General features: G+C 69.6%; 16 protein-coding genes. 8 read left to right on the forward strand and 8 right to left on the reverse strand.

All coding sequences use genetic code 11. The annotated features are described in order from the left end of the window. Both H537_RS0109340 and H537_RS0109345 read right to left on the reverse strand, forming a co-directional pair. On the reverse strand, positions 1-3,555 hold the full coding sequence (locus H537_RS0109340) for a transglutaminase family protein (RefSeq protein WP_028997701.1): 3,555 nt from the start codon (positions 3,553-3,555) through the stop codon (positions 1-3). Positions 3,556-3,657: 102 nt separating this feature from the next. After that, positions 3,658-6,249: a DNA internalization-related competence protein ComEC/Rec2 gene (locus H537_RS0109345; protein ID WP_028997702.1), complete on the reverse strand. Its 2,592-nt coding sequence runs from the start codon at positions 6,247-6,249 to the stop codon at positions 3,658-3,660. 70 nt (positions 6,250-6,319) lie between these two features. Between H537_RS0109345 and H537_RS0109350 the strand changes: the two genes are divergently transcribed. Further along, positions 6,320-6,781 carry a RidA family protein gene (locus H537_RS0109350; protein ID WP_028997703.1) on the forward strand — a complete coding sequence of 154 codons (462 nt, stop codon included), beginning with the start codon at positions 6,320-6,322 and terminating at the stop codon, positions 6,779-6,781. 20 nt (positions 6,782-6,801) lie between these two features. After that, entirely contained in the window at positions 6,802-7,287 is a 486-nt protein-coding gene (locus H537_RS0109355) for a disulfide bond formation protein B (RefSeq protein ID WP_028997704.1), read from the forward strand. Here the strand turns inward: H537_RS0109355 and H537_RS0109360 are convergent. Continuing rightward, the gene (locus tag H537_RS0109360; RefSeq protein ID WP_169516974.1) at positions 7,276-7,947 is read right to left on the reverse strand and encodes a PEP-CTERM sorting domain-containing protein; all 672 of its coding nucleotides are present in this window, start codon (positions 7,945-7,947) and stop codon (positions 7,276-7,278) included. The two genes, H537_RS0109355 and H537_RS0109360, sit on opposite strands and share 12 nt — an antisense overlap. Before the next feature lie 1,632 nt (positions 7,948-9,579). Between H537_RS0109360 and cysD the strand changes: the two genes are divergently transcribed. The 6 genes from cysD (at position 9,580) to H537_RS0109390 (ending at position 17,174) form a co-directional block, all read left to right on the forward strand. Beyond that, entirely contained in the window at positions 9,580-10,479 is a 900-nt protein-coding gene (gene cysD, locus H537_RS0109365; protein WP_028997706.1) for a sulfate adenylyltransferase subunit CysD, read from the forward strand. A gap of 59 nt (positions 10,480-10,538) precedes the next feature. Then, complete coding sequence (gene cysN / locus H537_RS0109370; protein ID WP_028997707.1) at positions 10,539-12,446, forward strand: sulfate adenylyltransferase subunit CysN; 1,908 nt, start codon at positions 10,539-10,541, stop codon at positions 12,444-12,446. A 273-nt stretch (positions 12,447-12,719) separates the two neighbouring features. Next, positions 12,720-13,094, forward strand: coding sequence for an SMR family transporter (locus H537_RS0109375; RefSeq protein WP_028997708.1), 375 nt, complete (start codon positions 12,720-12,722; stop codon positions 13,092-13,094). 7 nt (positions 13,095-13,101) lie between these two features. Further along, on the forward strand, positions 13,102-14,052 hold the full coding sequence (locus H537_RS0109380) for an NAD-dependent epimerase/dehydratase family protein (protein ID WP_028997709.1): 951 nt from the start codon (positions 13,102-13,104) through the stop codon (positions 14,050-14,052). A gap of 7 nt (positions 14,053-14,059) precedes the next feature. Continuing rightward, positions 14,060-15,523: a UbiA family prenyltransferase gene (locus H537_RS0109385; RefSeq protein ID WP_028997710.1), complete on the forward strand. Its 1,464-nt coding sequence runs from the start codon at positions 14,060-14,062 to the stop codon at positions 15,521-15,523. A 40-nt stretch (positions 15,524-15,563) separates the two neighbouring features. Then, a complete protein-coding gene (locus H537_RS0109390; protein ID WP_028997711.1) occupies positions 15,564-17,174 on the forward strand; it encodes a glycosyltransferase family protein in 1,611 nt (536 codons plus the stop codon). Between the two features lie 216 nt (positions 17,175-17,390). Here H537_RS0109390 and H537_RS42055 read toward each other — a convergent pair whose 3' ends face one another. The 5 genes from H537_RS42055 to H537_RS0109415 form a co-directional block, all read right to left on the reverse strand. Continuing rightward, entirely contained in the window at positions 17,391-17,849 is a 459-nt protein-coding gene (locus H537_RS42055; protein ID WP_051242251.1) for a serine O-acetyltransferase, read from the reverse strand. Positions 17,850-17,900: 51 nt separating this feature from the next. After that, positions 17,901-18,860, reverse strand: coding sequence for a sulfotransferase domain-containing protein (locus H537_RS0109400; RefSeq protein ID WP_028997712.1), 960 nt, complete (start codon positions 18,858-18,860; stop codon positions 17,901-17,903). A gap of 61 nt (positions 18,861-18,921) precedes the next feature. After that, the gene (locus H537_RS49020; RefSeq protein WP_051242254.1) at positions 18,922-19,905 is read right to left on the reverse strand and encodes a sulfotransferase family protein; all 984 of its coding nucleotides are present in this window, start codon (positions 19,903-19,905) and stop codon (positions 18,922-18,924) included. Continuing rightward, complete coding sequence (locus H537_RS54345) at positions 19,902-21,470, reverse strand: lipopolysaccharide biosynthesis protein (RefSeq protein WP_028997713.1); 1,569 nt, start codon at positions 21,468-21,470, stop codon at positions 19,902-19,904. The genes H537_RS49020 and H537_RS54345 overlap by 4 nt, the downstream gene beginning before the upstream one ends. Further along, entirely contained in the window at positions 21,470-22,693 is a 1,224-nt protein-coding gene (locus tag H537_RS0109415) for a glycosyltransferase (RefSeq protein WP_211234984.1), read from the reverse strand. The genes H537_RS54345 and H537_RS0109415 overlap by 1 nt, the downstream gene beginning before the upstream one ends. Positions 22,694-22,696: the final 3 nt, after the last annotated feature.

Raw genomic sequence — 22,696 nt, forward strand, 5'->3', positions numbered from 1 at the left:
TCAGCCTGGCATGCGCAGATCCAGCGTGAACGGGAACTCCAGGCTCGGCCGCGCCGGCGCGACCTGCATGCGGCCCGGGGTGTGCTCCAGCTTGAAGAAGCGCGCCAAGCGCCGGCTCTCGGCCTCGTAGGCGTTGACCGGGAAGGTGACATAGTTGCGCCCGCCCGGGTGCGCCACGTGGTAGCGGCAGCCGCCCACCGAGCGCGACATCCAGCGGTCCACCAGGTCGAAGGTCAGCGGCGCGTGCACGCCGATGGTCGGGTGCAGCGCCGAGGGCGCCTGCCAGGCGCGGTAGCGCACACCGCAGACGAACTCGCCCACGCGGCCCGTGGGCTGCAGCGGCAGCGCGCGGCCGTTGACGGTGACGACGTGGCGGTTGGCGTTGAGCCCCGTGACCTTGACCTCCAGCCGCTCCAGCGAGGAGTCCACGTAGCGCACGGTGCCGCCGGCCGAGCCCTCCTCGCCCATCACGTGCCAGGGCTCCAGCGCGGTGCGCAGCTCCAGCTCCATGCCCTGCGTGGCCATGGTGCCGATGACGGGGAAGCGGAACTCGAAGTGCGGGCCGAACCAGGCGGCGTCAAAGGGCAGCCCGGCGGCATTGAGATCGGCCAGCACGTCCTCGAAGTCCATCTTCACGAAGGTGGGCAGCGTGAAGCGGTCGTGCAGCGCCGTGCCCCAGCGCGTGAGCCGCGTGTCGCCGCGGCCGCGGTAGGGCTCGCGCCAGAACCACGCCACCAGCGCGCGCAGCAGCAGCTGCTGCGCCAGGCTCATCTGCGCGTGGGGCGGCATCTCGAAGGCGCGCAGCTCCAGCAGGCCCAGGCGGCCGGTGGCGCCGTCGGGCGAGTAGAGCTTGTCGATGCAGAACTCGGCGCGGTGCGTGTTGCCGGTGACGTCGATGAGCAGGTTGCGGAAGAGCCGGTCCACCAGCCACGGCGGCACGCCCGCCGGGCCGGCGCCCTGGCGCTCCAGCTCGGCCAGCGCGATCTCCAGCTCGTAGACCTGGTCGTCGCGCGCCTCGTCGAAGCGCGGCGCCTGGCTGGTCGGGCCGATGAAGAGGCCGCTGAAGAGGTAGCTCAGGCTCGGGTGGTTGTGCCAGTAGGTCAGCAGGCTGGCCAGCAGGTCCGGCCTGCGCAGGAAGGGGCTGTCCGCCGGCGTGGCGCCGCCCAGCACCAGGTGGTTGCCGCCGCCGGTGCCGGTGTGGCGCCCGTCGAGCATGAACTTCTCGGTCGACAGCCGGCTGTGGTGCGCGGCGTCGTAGAGGAACTCGGTGTGCTCGACCAGCTCGTCCCAGCTGCCCGACGGGTGGATGTTGACCTCGATCACGCCCGGGTCCGGCGTGACCTGCAGGATCTTCAGGCGCGGGTCGCGCGGCGGCGGGTAGCCCTCCAGCACGATGCGCACGCCCAGCTCGCGCGCGGTGGCTTCCACGTGCGCCAGCAGCTCCAGGTAGTGCTCCAGCTGCTGCAGCGGCGGCATGAAGACGTGGATGGCGCCGCCGGTGGCCTTGGACGCCAGCTCGGACTTGGGACCGTTGGCGCGCGCGGGGTTGCGCACCTCCACGCACAGCGCGGTGCGCGTGATCCAGGACGCCGACTCGTGGCGCGACGGCGCGTCCTGCGGGTGCCGCTCGGCGCCGGCGAAGCGGCCGCCCTGGCCCAGCGTGCCGGTGCCTTCGCCCAGCGCGTCGCCCAGGCCTTGCGCGCCGTCCGCGGCGCCCGTGCCGCTGCCAAAGGCCGCGCCCTGCCCGCCCGGCCCCTCGTCACCGGGCCAGGGCTGGCCCTGCAGCGCCACCGTGCCGCCCTCGGCCCAGCCGGCGCCGCTGCGGTGCGCGTCGTAGACGGGCTGCTGGTGCACCGGCGCACCCGCCGGCGGCAGCGCGCCGCGCGGCGCGAAGGGATCGGGCATGAAGTCCTGCGTGCGCGCACGGTCCTCCAGCGAGGCCCAGGGCAGCGAGTCCAGCGGCAGCCGCAAGCCCATGGCCGAGTCGCCCGGCAGCAGGTACAGCCGCTCGTCGCGCAGGAACCACGGGCCGCTGGCCCAGGCGTCGTGCTCGCGGCGCAGCGGCAGCGCGTAGCCGGTGATGGCATCCAGCCCCTTCGAGAAGACGCGGCGCAGGCGCACGCGCTCCAGCTCGTCGTCCAGCTTCGAGTCGAAGGGATCGACGTTCACCGGCAGCCGGCGCTCGCGCCAGAGGTGGTACCAGGCGTCCTCGTAGGCGGGCATGACGTGCTCGCCCTTGACGGCCAGCTTCGCCGCCAGCCGGGTGATGAAGCGCTGCGCGTCCTCGGCGGTGTAGGGCTGCGGCTCGCGCTCGTCGGCAAAGAGCGCCCGGTCGTGCCAGCAGGGCTGGCCGTCGGCGCGCCAGGCGATGGTCATGGCCCAGCGCGGCAGCTGCTCACCCGGGTACCACTTGCCCTGGCCGAAGTGCAGGAAGCCGCCGGCGCCGTACTCGGCGTGCAGCCGGTGCAGCAGCTCCAGCGCGCGGCTGCGCTTGGTGGGGCCCGAGGCGTCGGTGTTCCACTCGGCGCCGTCGCGGTCGTCCACGGAGACGAAGGTGGGCTCGCCGCCCATGGTCAGGCGCACGTCCTGCGCCTGCAGCTGCTCGTCCACCGCGTGGCCCAGGGCGACGAGCTCGCCCCACTGCTCATCGGTATAGGGCTTGGTCACGCGCGGCGACTCGTGGACGCGCGAGACGCTCATGTGGTGCTCGAACTCGACCTCGCACTTGTCCACCGCGCCGCTGACCGGCGCCGCCGTGGAGGGATCGGGCGTACAGGCCACGGGGATGTGGCCCTCGCCGGCGAGCAGGCCGGAGGTCGGGTCCAGGCCGATCCAGCCGGCGCCGGGCAGGTACACCTCGCACCAGGCGTGCAGGTCGGTGAAGTCGGTCTCGGCACCTGAGGGGCCGTCCAGCGACTTCACGTCCGGCACGAGCTGGATCAGGTAGCCGGAGACGAAGCGCGCGGCCAGCCCCAGGCGGCGCAGCACCTGCACCAGCAGCCAGGCCGAGTCGCGGCAGGAGCCGCTGCGCTTGTCCAGCGTCTCCTCGGGCGTCTGCACGCCCGGCTCCAGGCGGATGAGGTAGCCCACCTCCTGCTGCACGCGCTGGTTGAGCGCGACCAGGAAATTGGTCGTGCCCTGCGGCTCGCGCGGAATGCCCTCGACGAAGGCCGCGAGCTTGGGCGTCAGCGGCCCGGTAGCGAGGTAAGGGGCGAGGTCGCGCGCGCTCTCTTGCGAATACTCGAAGGGGAACTTCTCGGCCTGGGGCTCCAGGAAGAAGTCGAAGGGGTTGAAGACCGACATCTCGGCCACGAGATCGACCGTGACCTTGAACTCCGTGGTGGGCTCCGGGAACACCAGGCGCGCCACGTGGTTGGAGAAGGGATCCTGCTGCCAGTTAACGAAATGCTTCACGGGCTCGACCCGCAACGCATAGCTCAGGATGGGCGTGCGGCAATGCGGCGCAGGGCGCAGGCGCACCAGTTGCGGCGACAGCCCGACGCGGCGGTCATAGCGGTAGTGCGTGACGTGATGCAGCGCGACATGGATAGACACGACGGCGTTCCCTCTGAAGCTCGGGTTGGTTAGTTGATTGTCTCACCCGGGAAAACCCGGGGTCTTGGAGGTTGAGCAGTCATCGCTCAAAGGAGAAAGCCCCTAGCGTGAACCGTGCCGCCAGTAACGCGGGTGTAGCTCACGCTCGCAGGAAGCCTGTTCTTCCTGCCAATGCCAAGCGCCGCAGCTGGGGCTCTGCACCACCTCGATGCCGCGCGCACCCAGGCGGTGCAGCACTTCGGGCGCCGGGTGGCCGAAGCGGTTGTGGTGCCCGGCCTGGACCAGGGCCACGGTGGGCGCCACGGCGTCCAGGAAGGCCGGCGAGGAGGAGCCCCGGCTGCCGTGGTGCGGCACCAGCAGCAGCTCGCTGCGCAGCGCGGGCGCGTCGGCCGCCACCAGGGCGGCCTCCTGCGCCGCGGCGATGTCGCCGGTGAGCAGCAGGCGCCGGCCCTGGACGTCGGTGACTTGCAGCACGCAGCTCAGCGCGTTGGGCGGCGTGCGCGCCGCGTCGTAGGCCGCGGCCGGCGGGTGCAGCACGGCGAAGCGCACGCCGTCGCGCTCCCACTGCTGGCCGGCCTCGCAGCGCGTGTGCGGCACGCCGGCGTGCAGCAGCGCATGGCCGGGCTCCAGCGAGCTGCGCAGCTGCCGCACCGGCAGCGCCTGCAGCAGCGAGGCGGCGCCGCCGGCATGGTCCATGTCGCGGTGGCTGAGCACGAGGGTGTCGATGCGGTGCTCGCCCACCGCCTGCAGCAGCGGCACGAGCACGCGCTCGCCGGCGTCGCGCCCGGGGCCGTACTGCGGGCCGCTGTCGTAGAGCAGCAGCGAGGCATGCGTGCGCACCAGCACCGCGCTGCCCTGCCCCACGTCGGGCACCAACAGCTCGAAGTGCCCCGGGGCGGGCCGGTCCGGCGGCGGCAGCACCAGGGGCAGCAGCAGCGGCAGACCCAACAGCCGCAGCCGCCACGGCAGCGGCACCACCAGCAGCGCCCCGGCCAGCAGCGCGGCGGCCTGCGCCCAGGGCGGCGCCACGGCGGCGCTCCACACCGCGCCCGGCAGGGAAGCCAGCACGGTCAGCCCCATCCCCAGGACGGACAGCAGCGCCGCCGCCGCGCTCCACAGCGGCGCCCACAGCACGCCCAGCAGCGCCAGCGGCGTGACGGCCAGCGTCACCAGCGGAATCGCCACCAGGTTGGCCAGCAAGCCCACCAGCGAGAACTGCTGGAACAGCAGCAGCGTCAGCGGCGCCAGCCCGGCGGTGGCGACGATCTGCGTGCGCAGCCCGGACTGCATCAGCGACAGCCCCTGGCGCAGCAGCCCGGCGCCGGCAACGGCCGCCCAGCCGGGAGCCACGGCCGGCGGGACCGGCATGGCGGCCAGGGGAGCGCTTCCGGCGCCCGCACCCGCCACGGCAACGGCCTGCGCGGGAACAGGCACGGTCGGGGATTCGGCCCGGGCGCCTGCGCTTGTGGCGTGCGGGCTGCTTGCGGGAGCGCCTGGAGCCGGCGCGTCCGCCTTCGCCGCCTCGCGCTGCGCCGGCTCCGAAGCCATCAGCAGCCCCACGGCCGCGAAGGACAGCCAGAAGCCCGGCTGCAACAGCGCCCACGGGTCCAGCGCGCTGACCACCACCGCCGCCGCGGCCAGTCCCAGCGGCCAGGGCCAGCGCAGCCCCAGGGCGTGCAGCAGCGCTGCGCAAGTCAACATCCACACCGTGCGCTGCGCCGGCACGCCCCACCCGGCCAGCAGCGCGTAGGCCGCGGCCAGCGCCACGCCGCCCCAGCGCGCGGCCCGCGGCGCCGGGCACCACAGCAGCAGCGGCCCGGCGCGGCGCCACAGCGCGCCCACGAGCGCCGCGGCCAGCCACGCGAACATGGTGATGTGCAGGCCGCTGATGGCCATGAGGTGCGCGGTGCCGGTAGCGCGAAACAGCGCCCAGTCGCCGCGATCGATGGCGGCCTGGTCGCCCACCGCCAGGGCGGCCAGCACGCCGGCGGCGCGCGGGTCCGGCACCTGCGCCTCGATGGCGTCGCGCACGCGCTGGCGCACGCGCTCTACGGGGTGGCCTGCGGCCTCGTCCAGCAGCTGCGGCGCCCGGGGCTCGGTGCGCACGCTGCCGGTGGCGCGGATGCCACGCTCGAACAGCCACAGCTCGCCGTCGAAGCCGTGCGGATTCAGCAGCGCGTGCGGCGCCTGCAGCCGCGCCCACAGCCGCCAGCGCTGGCCCGCGTGCAGCCCGGTGCCGGGGACGGAGAGCGCGGGCTCGTCCGGTCCGCCGCGGCTCCAGGACAGCGACACCCGCCGCGGCACGGCGGCCGGCGCGCCGGCGGCATTGCGCGCCGATTCCACTGCCAGCACGAAACGCAGGCCCTCGGCGCTGTCCTGCGGCAGCTCCGCCACCACACCGGTGATCTCCACCGGCTGGCGCTCCAGCCCGGGGGGCAGCGCGTCGGCCAGCCGCTCACGTGCCTGCAAACTGGCGTTGGCCGCCCCCAGGCCGGCCACGGCGCCCAGGGCGGACAACAGGGCCAGCACGCGCAGCGCGCGGCCGGCCGCGTGGCGCGCCCGCCAGGCCAGGAGCAGCAGCGGCGGCGCCAATGCCAGCAGCGCTGCGTCCAGCGCCGGTGCCCACAGCACGGGCTGCCGCAGCTGCCAGGCGGTGCCGAGCAGCCAGGCCACGGCCAGGGCGCCCAGCCGCAAGCCCCGCCAGTCCCGCGAATGGGGCGGTGTAGGATGCCGCGCCTTTTTCACCCCACTCACAGGTCCTGCCATGTCATCTGTCCAAGACCGTCTCAATGCGCTGGGCATCACGCTGCCGCCGGTGGCGGTGCCCGCTGCCGCCTACGTGCCCTTCGTGCAAAGCGGCAACCAGGTCTTTCTCTCCGGCCACATCGCCAAGAAAGATGGAAAACCCTGGGTCGGCCAGCTTGGCGCCGACATGAGCACCGAGGAAGGCGTGGCCGCGGCGCGCGCGGTGGCCATCGACCTGATGGGCACGCTGCAGGCGGCGGTGGGCGACCTCTCGCGCGTCAAGCGCATCGTCAAGTTGATGAGCCTGATCAACAGCACGCCCAGCTTCACCGAGCAGCACCTGGTGACCAACGGCTGCTCTGACCTGCTGGGCGAAATCTTCGGCCCTGAAGTCGGTGCGCATGCGCGCAGCTCCTTCGGCGTGGCGCAGCTGCCGCTGGGCGCCTGCGTGGAGATCGACCTCATCGCCGAAGTGCAATGAGACCGGCGCTGGCGCAAGGCATGGACACGGGCACGCGCCGTGACCTGGTGCCGGCGCTGATCGCGCTCGTCAGCGTGGCGGCCATCGGCGCCGCGCTGGTGTCGCAGCATGTGTTCGACATGCAGCCCTGCCCGTGGTGCGTGCTGCAGCGGCTGATCTTCGCGATGATCGCCGTGGCAGCCCTGGCGGCCTGGATGGCCCAGGCCGCCTGGCTGCGCAGCACCGCGCTGGTGCTGGCGGCGCTGCTGGCGTTGTCGGGCGTGGGCGCGGCCCTGTGGCAGCACTTCGTGGCGGCCAGCTCGTCGTCGTGCAACCTGACGCTGGCCGACAAGATCATTGCCCAGCTGGGCCTGGATGCGTCCCTGCCCGAGATCTTCCAGCCGCGCGCCAGCTGTGCCGACGCGGCGGTGGATTTGTTCGGCGTGCCTTACGAGTTCTGGAGCTTGGCGCTGTACCTGCTCCTGGCCGTGGCCGCCGTGTTCGGCTTACGCCGTTCAGGCCGCTGAGAGCTTCGGCTCCGCCGCCGCGTCGCCGCTGCGCTTCTGGCGCAGGCGGCGCGCCACCGGCAGCAGCACCGCGCCCAGCGCGAACATGGCGTAGGTCGAGGGCTCGGGCACCGGCGCCACGGCGGCGTGGAACACGGAGTCAGGCACCAGATTCGACGTCAGCGTGTAGTTGGCGCCGCCGGCTCCCGTGGTGCCGGTGATCAGGTAATAGTATTTCTTGCGCCCCGTGATGTGCTCGAAACTGAAGCTCTGCTGCCCGGCCGTCCCCGTCGGCGTGAAGGAGCCCAGATATCTGTCCGGGCCATAGAAATCGCCGTAGAAGTCCACCTTCAGGTTGGCGATGGTGCCGCTGTTGAGCTGGAACAGCGCCTGCACGCCCGTGCTGCCGCTTTGCGCCGGCGTTAGCAGGTAGCGGGCGTCGTCCATGAACGTGACGTTTTTCGCGACGGTCCGCGTGATGGTTTCCGTCGTGGCATGGGAATCCCAATTCACGTCCACTGCGTATGCGGATGGCACACATACTGCGGCTGCCACCCATGCAATTGCACGATATTTCATCGGTACATCCTTGTGAAGAAACAAAACCAATTGCGCAAGAAAGCGCTGCGCCAATTTGGTTTGCTTATGACTTAGGGTCAACCCCACAATCGAATAGCGCATATGAGCGCCATGCATTTGCAATGTTTTTCCGGCGTTTACAAATACTGGCACCGGCTGACTTTTCTCTTTGATAAGGCATCAGCTTGCCAGCAAGGATCCCGTTTGTCAGCACTCATAAACCTGGCGTAGCTTTTTTTCTTTCAACAAGAAACCAGCCTTTCAAATAAATGCTCGCTTGTTTTCAGTTTTAGCTTCAAGCGCAAGGGCTGGCGAGGAGAACTGCGGCAAGAAATTCCGCGCAAGTACAGGCCAAGGTGCGCCGAATACGGTGCGGGCACGGCTGACGGTGAAGACAGCGGTGGGAACCGCGGATGCGGAATGAGGGAAGACGCGGCTGAAGGACGGGCGCGCTGAAGGCGTGCGACCTCAGGCAACACGAGGTCATCCGGCGCCTGTGGCGCCGACCATCGGTTTGGCAAAGCCGATCGGCCGGCCCTGATCCTGGCGAACGGCCATGAATCGCGGGCCCTGGGGCAGCGCGAGCGCGCATGCCAAGCCCACTTCGGTGGCGCACTGAGCACCCGTGCCCATGCAAGACCCCCGCAAGCGCGCGCCCGCAAGAACGGGGAAGCAGGGCTTCTTATAATGATGCACATTAAATGCTTAATGACCCACAGTCATATTTAAATTTCAGTGTCGCAAGATCGCGTCGTTCTTGAATCAAGCGCCGAGCAGCTCAATGCGCGGCGGCGCCGTGCCGTGGAGCTGCGGCTCGAAGGCTGCTCGCTGCAGCAGATCCGCAGCGAGACAGGCTTGAGTGCGCCCACCGTCATTGCCGCGCACAAGGCCTTCCTGGCCGGCGGGTGGAACGCGGTGGCGGTGCGGGGCCGCGGCCGGCAGCAGGGCGAAGGCCGCGCCCTGAGTGGCGAGCAGGAGCAGGCGCTGCGCCGCTTGGTGCTCAAGCAGCCCCCCGAATCCGGCGAGCCGGGGCTGCCGCTGTGGCAGCGCGACGCGCTGAGCGCGTGCGTGCAGCGGGAGCTGGGCCTGCCGCTGGGCGAACGCACCCTCACGCGCTACCTGGAACGCTGGGGCCTGCGCCTGTGCAGCCTGCAGGAGGCGGCAGACGCGCCGCAGCAGCAGGCGTGGCTGCACGAGACGCTGCCGCAGCTGGTGCGCCAAGCGCGGCAGCAGCAGGCGGCGCTGTACTGGTGCGGCGAGCTGCGCGTGGTGGCGGACGGCGCCGGCACGGCGACGCGGCTGCTGGTGGCTTCGAGCCTGCGCGGCAGCCTGCAGTGGCTGCCCTGGCCCACCAAGGCCGCGTCAGTGCACGAGGACTTCCTGCTGCGGCTGCAGCGCGCCGCCGGCGGGCCGGTGCTGGCGCTGCTGCACGGCCTGGACCTGGACAGCGCCGCCGGCTCGGCCCTGCAGCAAAGGCTGCAGGCCGCGGGCGTGACGCTGCGCCCTTGCCCCGTGGCGTTGCGCCGCGCCGGCCTCGCCGAGCCCCCCGCGCCTGCCCTGGCGGCCCCGGCCCTGCGCGGCCCGGTGCCGACGGCGTCTTCGTTCCTTCGCGGCGCCGCGGCCGAACGCGCCGCTGCCGCTCCCCGACCCGCTGCGCCGGCCGCCGCGGCTGCGTCCTCACCCGTCGCGCCGACCGCGGCGCCCCTTTTCCCCTCCCCCAAGAGAGAGCGATCCATGAAATTGACCCATCTGCAACGCTTGGAGGCCGAAAGCATCCACATCATGCGCGAGGTGGTCGCGGAGGCTGACAAGCCCGTGATGCTGTACTCGATCGGCAAGGACAGCGCGGTGATGCTGCACCTGGCCAAGAAGGCCTTCTATCCCGCGCCGCCTCCTTTCCCGCTGCTGCACGTGGACACGACGTGGAAGTTCCGCGACATGTACGCCATGCGCGAGCGCATGGCGCGCGAGCTGGGCATGGAGCTGCTCGTCTACCAGAACCCCGAAGCCAAGGCGATGGGCATCAATCCCTTCGACCACGGCTCGCAGATCCACACCGACATGTGGAAGACACAGGGCCTGAAGCAGGCGCTGGACCACTACGGCTTCGACGCGGCCTTCGGCGGCGCACGCCGCGACGAGGAGAAGTCGCGCGCCAAGGAGCGGGTCTTCAGCTTCCGCAGCGCGCAGCACCGCTGGGACCCGAAGAACCAGCGCCCCGAGCTGTGGAATCTCTACAACGCGCGCAAGCACAAGGGCGAGTCGATCCGCGTGTTCCCCATCTCCAACTGGACCGAACTCGACATCTGGCAGTACATCTACCTGGAGAACGTGCCCATCGTGCCGTTGTACCTGGCCAAGGAGCGCCCGGTGGTGGAGCGCGACGGCACGCTGATCATGGTGGACGACGAGCGCTTCCCGCTGCGCCCGGGCGAGGTGCCCTCCATGCGCAAGGTGCGCTTCCGCACGCTGGGCTGCTACCCGCTGACGGGCGCCATCGAGTCCGAGGCCGACACGCTGACGGCCATCATCCAGGAGATGCTGCTGGCGCGCACTTCCGAGCGCCAGGGCCGCATGATCGACCACGACAGCACCGCCTCCATGGAGAAGAAGAAGCAGGAGGGCTACTTCTGAGCGAGCGCGCCGCTGCGCCCGCCGCCTGAAGCCTCCCTCACTCTGACAAGGACACACCCATGGCCCACGTTTCCGACCTCATCGCCGACGACATCGAGAAATACCTCAAGCAGCACGAGCACAAGAGCCTGCTGCGCTTCATCACCTGCGGCAGCGTCGACGACGGCAAGAGCACCGTCATCGGGCGGCTGCTGTACGAATCGAAGATGCTGTTCGAGGACCAGCTCGCCGCCATCGAAGCCGACTCGCGCAAGTGGGGCACGCAGGGTGGCGACATCGACTTCGCGCTGCTGGTGGACGGCCTGGCCGCCGAGCGCGAGCAGGGCATCACCATCGACGTCGCCTACCGCTTCTTCAGCACCGACCGGCGCAAGTTCATCGTAGCCGACACCCCGGGCCACGAGCAGTACACGCGCAACATGATCACCGGCGCCTCCACCGCCGACGTGGCCGTGATCCTGATCGACGCGCGCAAGGGCGTGCTCACGCAGACGCGGCGCCACAGCTACCTGGTGAGCCTCATCGGCATCCGCAAGGTGGTGCTGGCCATCAACAAGATGGACCTGGTGGGCTACTCGGAGCAGACCTTCCGCGACATCGAGGAGCAGTACCGCGAGTTCGCGCGCCAGATCGGCCTGACCGACATCACCGCCATCCCGCTGTCGGCGCTGCGCGGCGACAACATGCTGCACCCCAGCGACAACACCTCCTGGTACCGCGGCCCCACGCTCATGGGCTACCTGGAGACGGTGGAGATCGACGAGACGGCAGGCCAGCACGACGCGGCCTTCCGGCTGCCGGTGCAGTGGGTCAACCGCCCCAACCTCGACTACCGCGGCTTCACCGGCACCATCGCCAGCGGCTCCATCCGCCCGGACGATCGCGTGCGCGTGCTGCCCTCGGGACGCGAGAGCCGCGTGGCGCGCATCGTCACCGCCGACGGCGACCTGGGCGAGGCCGTGGCCGGGCAGTCGATCACGCTGACGCTGGAAGACGAGATCGACATCTCGCGCGGCGACGTCATCTGCAAGGCCGAGTCGCCCGCGGAGGTGGCCGACCAGTTCGAGTGCACCATCGTGTGGATGGCCGAGGAGCCGCTGCTGCCGGGCCGCCCGTACCTGCTCAAGCTCGGCACCAGCACCGTCAGCGCCACCATCACCGAGCCCAAGTACAAGGTCAACGTCAACACGATGGAGCACCTGGCGGCCAAGAAGCTGGAGCTCAACGAGATCGGCGTGTGCAACCTGGCGCTGGACCGCCCGGTGCCCTTCGACGCGTACACCAGCAACCGCGACACGGGCGGCTTCATCCTCATCGACCGCATGACCAACTCCACGGTCGGTGCGGGCATGCTGCACTTCGCGCTGCGCCGCGCGCACAACATCCACCTGCAGCCGGTGGACGTGGACAAGCAGGCGCGCGCGCTGGCCAAGGGCCAGCGGCCGGCGGTGCTGTGGTTCACGGGCCTGTCGGGTGCGGGCAAGTCCACCGTCGCCAACCTGGTGGAGAAGAAGCTCCACGCGCTGGGCCGCCACACCTACTTGCTCGACGGCGACAACGTGCGCCACGGCCTGAACAAGGACCTGGGCTTCACCGAGGCCGACCGCGTGGAGAACATCCGCCGCGTGGCCGAGGTGGCGCGGCTCATGGCCGATGCGGGCCTGATCGTCATGACCGCCTTCATCTCGCCCTTCCGCGCCGAACGCCAGCTCGCGCGCAGCCTGCTGGCCGAGGGCGAGTTCGTGGAGATCCACGTGGACACGCCGCTGGAAGTGGCCGAGGAGCGCGACGTCAAGGGCCTCTACCGCAAGGCGCGCCGTGGTGAGCTGCGCAACTTCACCGGCATCGACAGCCCCTACGAGGCGCCCGAGGCACCGGAGCTGCGCCTGAACACCGTGCACGGCACGCCGGAGCAGGCGGCCGACGTCGTGATCGCCAAGCTGCGCGAGTTGGGCTTCATCGGCTGACCGCCCTACGCCTTCGCTCCCAGGCCGCTGCAGCCCAGGCTGCAGCGGCCTTTTTTCTTGCCTGTGGCCTGTCAGCAACACCAGCGAAGACAAACCCTGTCAAGCCATATTGGGTGACATTGATGACTGAAATTTAACTACCCACCGAGATTCGTAGGTCGAATTAGAAAATTGCACCCGCCATCGGGTGGGCCGCAATCAAGGGAAAATCGCACTTGCAAAGCTGCGCGGGGGCCTGGAAACACCCATACTGGCCTGATGTCAGGACCCGCCATGAAGCTGAGCACATTTGCATTGATTCTCTGCGGCGTGTTGCTCAACGCGGCAGCACAACTGTCCCTCAAAGCCGGCACAAGGCAATTGGGAGTTATAGGGTTCGACGGGCAGCAGGGCCCTGTCGAATTGGCTTTCAATATAGGCACGCAGCCCTGGATCGTGGGCGGTCTGGCCTGTTATGTGGTCAGCGTGGCGCTCTGGATTGCCGCGCTGTCACGGGTGGACGTGATGGTGGCCTACCCGATGCTGTCCATCGGTTATGTGGTCAACGCCTTCATTGCCTGGCAATTCATGGGCGAGGCCCTGACCATGCAACGCTTGGTGGGTATAGGCGTGATCATGGTCGGCGTGGTCATTCTGTCTCGCGGGTGAGGCCGGCATGCATATTCTCCTGACCGGCGCCAACGGTTTCCTTGGCCGCCAATGTGCCCGGCGCCTGCGCGAAGCGGGCCACATCGTGAGCACCACCGACCGCGCCGGCGACGTGACGCAACGCGGCGACCTGGCGGACCCGGGCTTCGCGCAGACGCTGCCCGAGGCCGATGCCGTGGTGCATGCCGCGGCGGTGCAGTACGTCACGCCGAGCCTGCCGCTGCTGGGCCGCAGGGCCTGGTTCAGGCGCAACAACGTCGAGGCCACGCGGAACCTGGTGGAGCGCTACCGCGGCAGCGACACGCACTTCGTCAACATCGGCACCAGCATGATGTATGCGCAGGACGGCTCGCCGCAGTACGGGCCGCAGAGCCGCATGCAGGGCCAGGGCGTGTACAGCGAGTCCAAGCTGGAAGCGCAGGCGCTGGTGGAACAGGGCATGGCGCGCTGGGCCACGGTGATTCCCTGCATCATCGGCGGCCCCGGACGCGAGGGGCTGTTCCGCGGCTTTGTACGCGCCATCGCCCAGGGCCGGCCGGTGCTGGTGCCTGGCGCAGGCACGCAACCCACCGCCATGGTCCACGTGGAAGACGTGGCGCGGCTGGTGGAAGCCGTGCTGCGCCAGGGAGCGCTGGGTTTTTACAACGCAGCGGCGCCGCGGCCGCTGTCCATCGTGGACTGGGTGCACGAGATCGAGCAGGAGCTGCGGGCGCCTCAGACCCGCATCGTGCACCTGCCGCTGACGCCCCTGCGCGGGCTGGCCGCCCTGAGCGGCTGGCGGCTGCTGGCACGCGAGCAGGTGCTGATGCTGACCTGGCCGCACGTGCTGGACATCGAGCGCTCGCTGGCGCTGGGCTGGCAGCCGCGCCATGACAACGCCCAGATCGCCCGCCACACCGCGCGCCATCTCCAGGGTCTCCAGGCCCAGCCCGCCACGGGCGCGGGAGTGCGCCATTAAGCCCGCCATGAATGCCGCACCGGAGGCCGAGGCGCCGCCGCTGCCGCTGTACGTCGACCTGGACGGCACCCTCATCGCCACGGACCTGCTGCACGAGTCGCTGCTGCGGCTGCTGCGCGGCCAGCCCGGCGCGCTGCTGCAGCTGCCGCAGTGGCTGCTGCAGGGCAAGGCCCGCTTCAAGCAGGAGGTGGCGCAGCGCGTGGAGCTTGACGCCACCACCCTGCCCTACCGGGAGGAGGTGCTGGAGCTGATCCGCGAGGCGCGCGCGCAGGGCCGGCGCGTGGTGCTGGCCACGGCCGCCGACGCCCGGCTCGCGCACGAGGTGGCGCGGCACCTGGGCCTCTTCGACGGCGTGCTGGCCTCCGACGGCGAGCGCAACCTCAACGGACCCAGGAAGCTCGCAGCCATCCAGGCCGATGCCCAGGCGCATGGCGACGCCGCCTTCGCCTACATGGGCGACCACCGGGTGGACCTGCCTATCTGGCGCGAGACGGCGCATGCGCTGCTGGTCACGCGCTCGGCGGGGCTCGAATCCTCCGCGCGCGCGGTGGCACCGGCCACCACCGTCATCCGCCCGCCGCGCGCGCGGCTGATGGACGTGCTGTACGGGCTGCGGCTGCACCAGTGGCTCAAGAACCTGCTGATCGGCCTGCCGCTGCTGCCCATGCTGCCCATGGCCTCGCAGATCCCGACGGCTGCGCTGCTGCGGGTGCCGCTGGCGATGCTGGCCTTCTCGCTGATGGCCTCGGCCATCTACGTCATCAATGATTTGCTGGACCTGGAAGCCGACCGGCGCCACGTGCGCAAGCGCCACCGGCCCTTCGCCAGCGGCCTGATCGGCATCCCTACGGCGCTGGGCATGAGCGCGGCGCTGTTCGGCGGCTCGCTGCTGCTGTCGCTGACGCTGTTGCCCGGGCGCTTCAGCATCTGCCTGCTGGTCTACATGGCGCTGAGCCTGTCCTACTCGATGCGCCTGAAGCGGCGCGCGGTGCTGGACGTGTGCGTGCTGGCCATCCTCTACACCTTGCGCATCGTGGCCGGCGCCGCGGCGCTCGGGGTGCCGCTGTCGCTGTGGATTTTCAGCTTCTCGATCTTCCTGTTCCTCAGCTTGGCCTTCGCCAAGCGCTACGTGGAGATCGCGATGACGCTGCCCACCGACACGGCTGCGCTGCGCTCGCGGGGCTACCTGATCGGCGACCAGACCTTCGTCATCGCCGCCGGCGCCTCCGCCGGCCAGCTGGCCGTGGTGGTGCTGCTGCTCTACCTCAACGACCCGCTGACGGCGCAGCGCTTCAAGCATCCCGAGTACCTCTGGATCCTTGGGCCGATGCTGCTGTTCTGGCTGCTGCGCCTGTGGCTCAAGGCCAACCGGCGCAACCTGCACGACGACCCCGTGGTGTTCGCGGCCCGGGACTGGGTCAGCCGGCTGATCGTGCTCGTGACGGTGGTGCTGATCTGGCTGGCCGCCTGAGCGCTTGAAGAGTCCCTGAATCCGCTGCAAGGGTGGCGTCATGAGCATTTACACCGCGACCCTGGCGTCGCGCAGCAGCACCAGGTGGGTTTCTCCCCTCATCGTCGCCGTGCTGGTCCTGCTGCCGATGCTGGTCGGCGACCGCCAGGGCTTCGAGGGCGACGGCCTGGCGATCCTCTTCGGCATGAACCAGTTCGAGGCCCTGGGGCGTGCCGGCGTCTACCGTTACCACTGGCAGCCGCTGTCCTATGAGCTGGTGGCGGCGCTGCAGCCGCTGTTCGACCGGCCCTTCGCGCAGGGCTACGTGGCGCAGGCCTTCGGCGGCGCCGGGCTGGCGCTGCTGTACCTGCTGCTGGCGCGCATCCTGCGCAACGTTCCCTACGCGCGCGCGCTGGCGCTGGTGCTGACGCTGTGCATCCCCGAGCTCTGGATCACCACGCTCTACCTCAACACCTCCGCGCTGGCGCTGCCCTTCATCACCGGCGCGCTGCTGCTGATGCACCGGGCCTGCGTGCCCGGCGCCCCGGTGCTCGGCATGGTGCCGGCGGGCATGGTGCTGGGCGCCGGCTGCCTGTTCCGGCTCGATTTCCTGGCGCTGGTCCCGGCGGTGCTGGTGCTGCCCTGGCTGTGGGCGGAGCAGTCCCGGATGCAGCGCCTGCTGGCCTTCATCGCCGGCGGACTGGCCACCGGGGCACTGTTCCTGGCCTGGCAGCCGCACTTCATCGCCGACGCAGCGGCGATCCTGAATCGCTACGGCGAGGGCGAATTCAGCGTGACGCTGGCCTATCGCCTGAAGATCGTCCTGTTCTCGATGGGACCCGCGCTGCTCATCTTCCCGCTGCTGTGGTGGGCCTCGCGTCGCGGGGAGTCCGGGGGCGGCCGGGCGCCGGCGCAGCGCAATCGCGCGTGGCTGGTGTACCTCGCCGCCCTGGCGCCGACGCTGGCACCGCTGGGCAACCTCTACTCCGGCAAGTACCTGTTGCCCTTCTTCCTCGGCCTGACCGTCCTGGTGGCGCACGCGGTGGCGCGCAATTTCGGCACGCTCAAGGGCGTGTCGCCGCAGCGGCTCGCGCACTCGCGCCTGCAGCGGGGCGCCCTGCTGTCCGCCGCACTGCTCGCCGCCCTGGTGCTGGTGGGCATGCCTCCCCCGGAGGCCCTGAAGAAGCACCCGCTGACAGCCTGGGCCCTGGAGCCCATGGTGGTGGGGACGCATGACGGCGCCCGACCGGCCGGCGCGTACCTGGGATTCCTGCACCAGCTGCGCCAGTTCGAGCTGCCCCAGCCCAGCGTGCGCTTCTACAAGGAGCTTTCCGACGTGGTGAACCTGTGCCAGGCCGACGTCACGGTGCTGATGTCGCCCGTGGAGAAGTACGGCCACAACGAATGGAGCTGGGGCTGGCTGCCGGTGTACCTGATGCAGCAGGGCTGGGAGCTGAGCGAGTACCAGGCCGGCCGGCAGGCCCTGCTCGAACATCCCGTGTCGGGGCGCCAGGTACGCGTCCTCAGCAGCGACCAGCGCGCTCTCGCCGAGCCGGCCCACACGCTGGACCAGGCCGGGATCGGCCAACGCGAGGACTACCTGTTCTGGTCGGACGCCCTGCGCTGGATCCGCGATCCCGCCACGCGGGCCGTGTGCCTGAAGACGCAATGAGGCTGGAGAGGGCCTGAACCGGCACTCACGGAGTGCCCGGATTTCCAGCATCGTTCGGTCTGAGACCCGCTCTCGATGCCACCTTGAAGAGTTCGGTCATACCCGCAGCCGCGGAGGCGGGCATGACGAGGAATATTCCTGCGTTGGTCAAAACCCCGAAGGTGCTTCCACACCCCCAGGGCCAACGACGCATTCAACGGGCAAAAGGGATCCGAATCAGAAAAGCTCCTCGGGCACCGGCGCTTCCTGATTCTGGCCCGCAATTTTTCGCCCCGCGATCCGGACCACGCGTGCCGGAATACCGATCACGGTGGCATCGTCCGGCACGTCCTTCACGACGACCGCGTTGGCGCCGATGCGCGCGCGGTTGCCGATGCGGACCGGGCCGATAATCTTCGCGCCGGCGCCAATCTGCACGTCGTCCCCGATCGTGGCGCCGCCACCTGCGCCGCCGGCAATCGTGACCTGGTGCCGGATCTTGCACCGCGCCCCGATTTTCACCCGCTTGCCCATCATGATTCCCTGCCGGTGCCCGAAAGTCACGCCGGGCCCGATCTGCACTTGGTAGGGAATGGACGCGTGAAAAAAGAAGCGGATCATCAATTCGACCACCTTGGGCAACACCGGCACCTTTTTCCGGTACAGGTAATGCGACAGGTAATACAGCTTTTCCATACCGGCCTCGCAGAAAAGGGGAAAGCGTTGCGGCGTTGAAACCGCTCCGGCTCAGCGTGCAGGCTGGATCTTGAGGGAACCCGTGCCGGAAGCGGCTCCCGCGTCCAGCCAGCCCGGCGGCAAGGCGCCCTCTCCCACCATCCCCGCCAGTTGCCGAATGCTGGGCTCGTAGTAAGCCTGCAGCTTCTGGCGCATGGTGACCGGCATCGCGGCATAGCCCTGCTGCGCCTGGTTGAAGTGCTTGTACAAGGACACCAGCCCGCGCTTGAGTCCGGGGCGGGCCCGCAGCACCGGCTCCATCATCTGGTTGAGCTTCAGCGCGTAGCGATGCAGGCCCGCGTGGCGGCTGGAAAAGGTGACGTTGGCTGCCTTGAAGGTATAGGCATCGAAATGATGCGGATCGATATTCAGGAAGCCGCAGAGTTTTTGCATGAAGGCCCGCTCGTCCTGCTGCAGATCTTCGTAGAACATGACCTTGATGCAGGACGCGGGAAAGCGCTGCAAAAACGGCTCCAGGTGCGGCGCGTAGCGCCCGTAGTCCAGCACCTGCAGGAACCAGCGCCCGATGCCCAGCGATTCCGCAGACGCGCCGCGGTCGAATTGCAGGCAGCGCTCCACATAATCCTCGAAGCTCAAATCCTGCGGCAGCTCCAGCCGGGCCTTGTGGAAATTGAAGGATGAATAAATACGATCCACCGGGTGGCGCAGGATGAACAGCATTTTCACGTCCTGCTTCAGCATGGCCTGCATGCGCGGCGCCACCACGCTGGATTCACCCAGGTAGCCCGGCGAGGCTTCCATCACCACCCGGGCGCCCCCAGGCTTGCAGTGCGCAAAATGGGCTGCATAAGCCTCGGCACTGCGCGCAAGATCAGCGCAATCGTCGTGGCGGAAAAAGTCGGTTTCCTTGACCCGGGAGCCGCAAACCTCCGGATGCGAGAGCAGATAGGTGAATACCGAGGTGGTACCGGCTTTCTCGGTACCGCCGATGATGAAATTGGGCAGTGTCATGGATGCTCCGGTCACGATCTGCGAAGGGCGGAAGACGGCGCGGGCCGAGCGGCCCCGGGCCTCAGTAGCGGTTGACCCGGTCCTGGGTCATGGCCTCCCGGGCGCGCAGCGCCAGGGCCTGGATGCCCGCCATGCGCCGAGTGCCCGCCAAGTGCATCCCTGTCATGCGGGCCCAGTCGGTCCACTTCAGCGCGGCCAGGGTCCAGGCCGGCGGATCGGCGTCGCCCAGGGTCTGCGCCGGGTAGCCGCTCTCGTGGAGCATGCGGCCCGCCACCGCTTCGAGCCGGGCGATCTGGCGCGCGTCGAAATAGCTGCGCCAGCGCTGCGAGTTGGGCACCATCGCGCCCGCGCTGGCCCGCTCCGAATTCGGATCGAAATAGCGCATGCGGGACTTCAGCACCTCGGCCGAGAAAGGCAGCTCCAGGAAACCGCAGACCCGTTGCATCCAGTGTTCGGGGTCGGCGGTCAGGTCCTCGTAGCGCAATTCCATGTAGCGGGCCGGCCCCAGCAGCAGGCCCTGCTGCCGCCCGGTAGCCACCGCCTTCTTCCAGCGCCACACGGAGCGCAGCGGCGAGAGCTTCCAGCGCCGGTGGAAGGATTGCGCGCAATCGCGCCCGTCGCGCACCACGTGCACGAAGCGGGCCGCGGGAAAGGCCTGCGCCAGCAGCGACAGGTGCTGCACGTACATCGGCGTCTTGTCGCCCCAGCGCTGCTTGCCCTCGCGCCGGGCCATGTGCAGGTAGAGCGCGGCGATGGCCTCGGCCGCGTTACGCGCACCCTGGTACTCCTGCTCGTCCAGCACGACCGCCTGGTCGCCGTTCTCGCGCCAGAAGGCCTTGCTGCGCCGCAGCTCGTCCACCAGCTGGCCAAGGCTCTGTGGCGTAAGCGGCGTCGACACGCCGTAGCGCTGCAGCAGCCCGGGCAGCACGCGCGTCTCGCGCGGCAGCATGTACAAGGCCGGGTGGTTGCCCAGCGCGTCGGCCAGCATGGTGGTGCCCGAGCCGTTGACGCCCACCACGAAGACCGGACCTGCATCGAAACTCATGTCAACCCCTTGCGATCGATGTGGACCAGCGCGTGCAGCCAAGAGGCCAGCCGGCCCTTGCGGCCCTTGAAGAAACCCGACATGAGCTGGAACTCGCTCTCGCGCAGGGGCTTGCTCAGGACCATGGCTGCCACGGTGAAGAGGCCCAGCATGGCCAGCGCCACCCATGGCCCCAGTGCGGCATGCAGCGCCGCGGCCAGCAGCACGGCGATGGCCATGCCCAACGAGAGGCGTCCCAGCGCCCGCAGGTCATAGGCCAGGTAGATGCCCTGGCGCCGCAGCCACCAGGTGGCGAAGACGTTCTTGAAGCCGTGCGTGAGCGCGATGCCCGCCGCCACGCCCGCGAGGCCGTAGCGGCTGCCCAGCACCACGCCCAGCGGCACCAGCAGGAACAGCACGCTCTGCGCCCGCAGCTGCTTGGTGATGCCGTAGAGCTGCATGCACATCGAGATGTTCTGCCCCTGGGTGGTCGCGCCCAGCCCCAGCAGCATCAGGAACATCACCTGGCCCGTGTCGGCGAAGCGTCCGCCGCTGGCCTGCGCCATCAGCTCGTCGCCGCTCACGCCCACCGCCGCCAGCCAGGCGACCAGCATCATCAGGTTGGCCTTCCACAGCAGCTCCAGCGAGCCGATCACGGTGGCGTGCTCGCCCTGGGCATGGCGTGCGGCCAGCACCGGCCGCACGACGCTGCCCAGCACCTGCGCCGGCATGTAGCGCCCCACCATCAGCAGCAGCTGCTGTAGGAAGGCGAACATGCCCGCAGCCTCCAGGCCCAGGTAACGGGCCACCAGCAGCCGCAGCGCGCCGATGCTGGCCGTGGCCTGCAGCAGGTTCACGCCCGTCATGTGCCAGGCGAAGGAGAGCACTTCCTTGAAGTCCAGCGCCGCCGGGGCGCCTTCCGGCATCTCCCGCAGCTTGGCGTACAGCACCGCCAGCGACGCCAGCAGGAACAGCAGCGCGATGCCGGCGTCGAGCAGCAGCAGCAGCCCCAGCTCCAGGCGGCCCGCCACCAGCAGCGCGGCCACGCCCAGCATGCGCATCAGCGGCATCGTTGCGTGCAGCAGCTGCGACCACTTCTGCTCCAGCAGCGACTCCAGCATCTCGCCGACGAAGCGGAAGGCCGGCACGCTGCAGATGACGGCGATGGCCCCGGCCACCGCCAGGGCGTGGCCCAGCTCTTCCCGCTGCACGCCCAGAAACTGCAGCACTGCGGGCCACAGCAGCGCCAGCGCCACGGCCCAGCCGCCCAACAGCAGCAGCCGCACGAGCACCACGCCGCGCACGAAAGGCAGCATCGCTTGGCGCGAGCCCGTCTGCGCCAGCATCGGCAGGTAGCGGCGGCTGGCTTCGAGCAGGCCGAAGGAGCTCAGCGGCACCATCAGCTCGACCATGCCCCACACGGCCATGTAGGCGCCGTAGTCGCGCGCGGACAGCACGCGCACCAGCAGCAGCGTCAGCAGCAGGAAGGTCAGCGCCTGGGCGCCGCGCCCGACGATGAAGAACAGCAGGGCCTTGCGGATCCGCGCAGCGGAATAGCGGCCGTCGTGATGCTTGGACTGCGTCATCAGCTCCGTGCCTCATGGGCCACCAAGCGCCGGTACTGCGCATCCACCAGCTGCGCGATGGCCTCGTAGGTGCGGTGCGTGCGGACCCAGTCCGGGCCGCGCGCGGCCAGCGCCTGGGCCTGCTGCGGCTCGTCGAGCAGGCGGCAGATCTCGGCGGCGAAAGCTTCCTCGTCCCAGGCCACGCAGCGGCCCGCACCGCTTTGCTGCATCACCAGCGACTGCTCAGGATGCTCGTTGGCCACCACGCACTTGGCCATGGCCAGGTACTCGATGAGCTTGGTCGGCGAGGTGGACTCCAGCACCGGGATGGGCTTGAAGGGCGAGATGCACACGTCGGCCCGCTCCACCCAGCGCCAGGCTTCCTCCATGGGCAGGAAGCCGGTGATAGTGACGGCGTCCTGCAGGCCCAACCGGGCGACCTCGACCTCCAGCGCCTGCCGGTCCGCGACGGTCTGCCCCTCGCCCACGAAGGCCAGGGTGGCGAGCGGGTAGCGGCGCCGCACCAGCTGCAGCACGCGCAGCAGGAACTCGGGGCTGCGGATGCGCAGGATGATGCCCAGGTGCAGCAGCAGCGGCGCCTCGCGCGAGGGCGGGCGCGCGTCTGCGGCCTGGCCCACCTTGTCGGCGCGGATGCCCATGGGCACCGGCGTCACGCGCGCGGCGTCGATGCCGTGTGCCACCACGTCGCGCTTCATGCGCTCGCTCTGCACGAACACGTGATCGGCCGCCGGCAGGATGGCGTGATAGAGCGAGGCCTGCATCAGCCGGCCCTTCAGGCGCAGCAGCCAGCGGTGGCGCGCCTGCGGGTTCTGCGCCAGCTGCAACTTGGACTCGGCCAGCGGATAGGACATCCAGAACACGAAGCGGGCCCGGGTCAACCGCGCGGCCAGCGCCGCCACCAGCCCGGCGAAGAACTTGTCCCGGACCTGGATGACGTGGTAGTTGCCGCGCCGCGCCAGCCACAGGATGCGCAGGTCGTTGAGCACGCCCTTGAGGTTGCGGGTGACGCGGCCGAGCAGCCCTTCGCCGCTCGCATTGCCGGCCAGAAACACCCGGCTGCCGAGCCAGCGGGTCTCGGTGCCCAGCTCCGGGCTCGGCTGCTGCACGTCCATCACCCAGTCGATGGTGTAGCCCCGGGACACGAGCTGGCGGGCGAACAGCTCGACCACATCGACCCGGAAGGGCGGAAAGGTATCTTCCGTGATGTAGAGCAGCTTCAGCATGGT

The sequence above is a fragment of the Azohydromonas australica DSM 1124 genome, from assembly GCF_000430725.1.
Classification (GTDB): domain Bacteria; phylum Pseudomonadota; class Gammaproteobacteria; order Burkholderiales; family Burkholderiaceae_C; genus Azohydromonas; species Azohydromonas australica.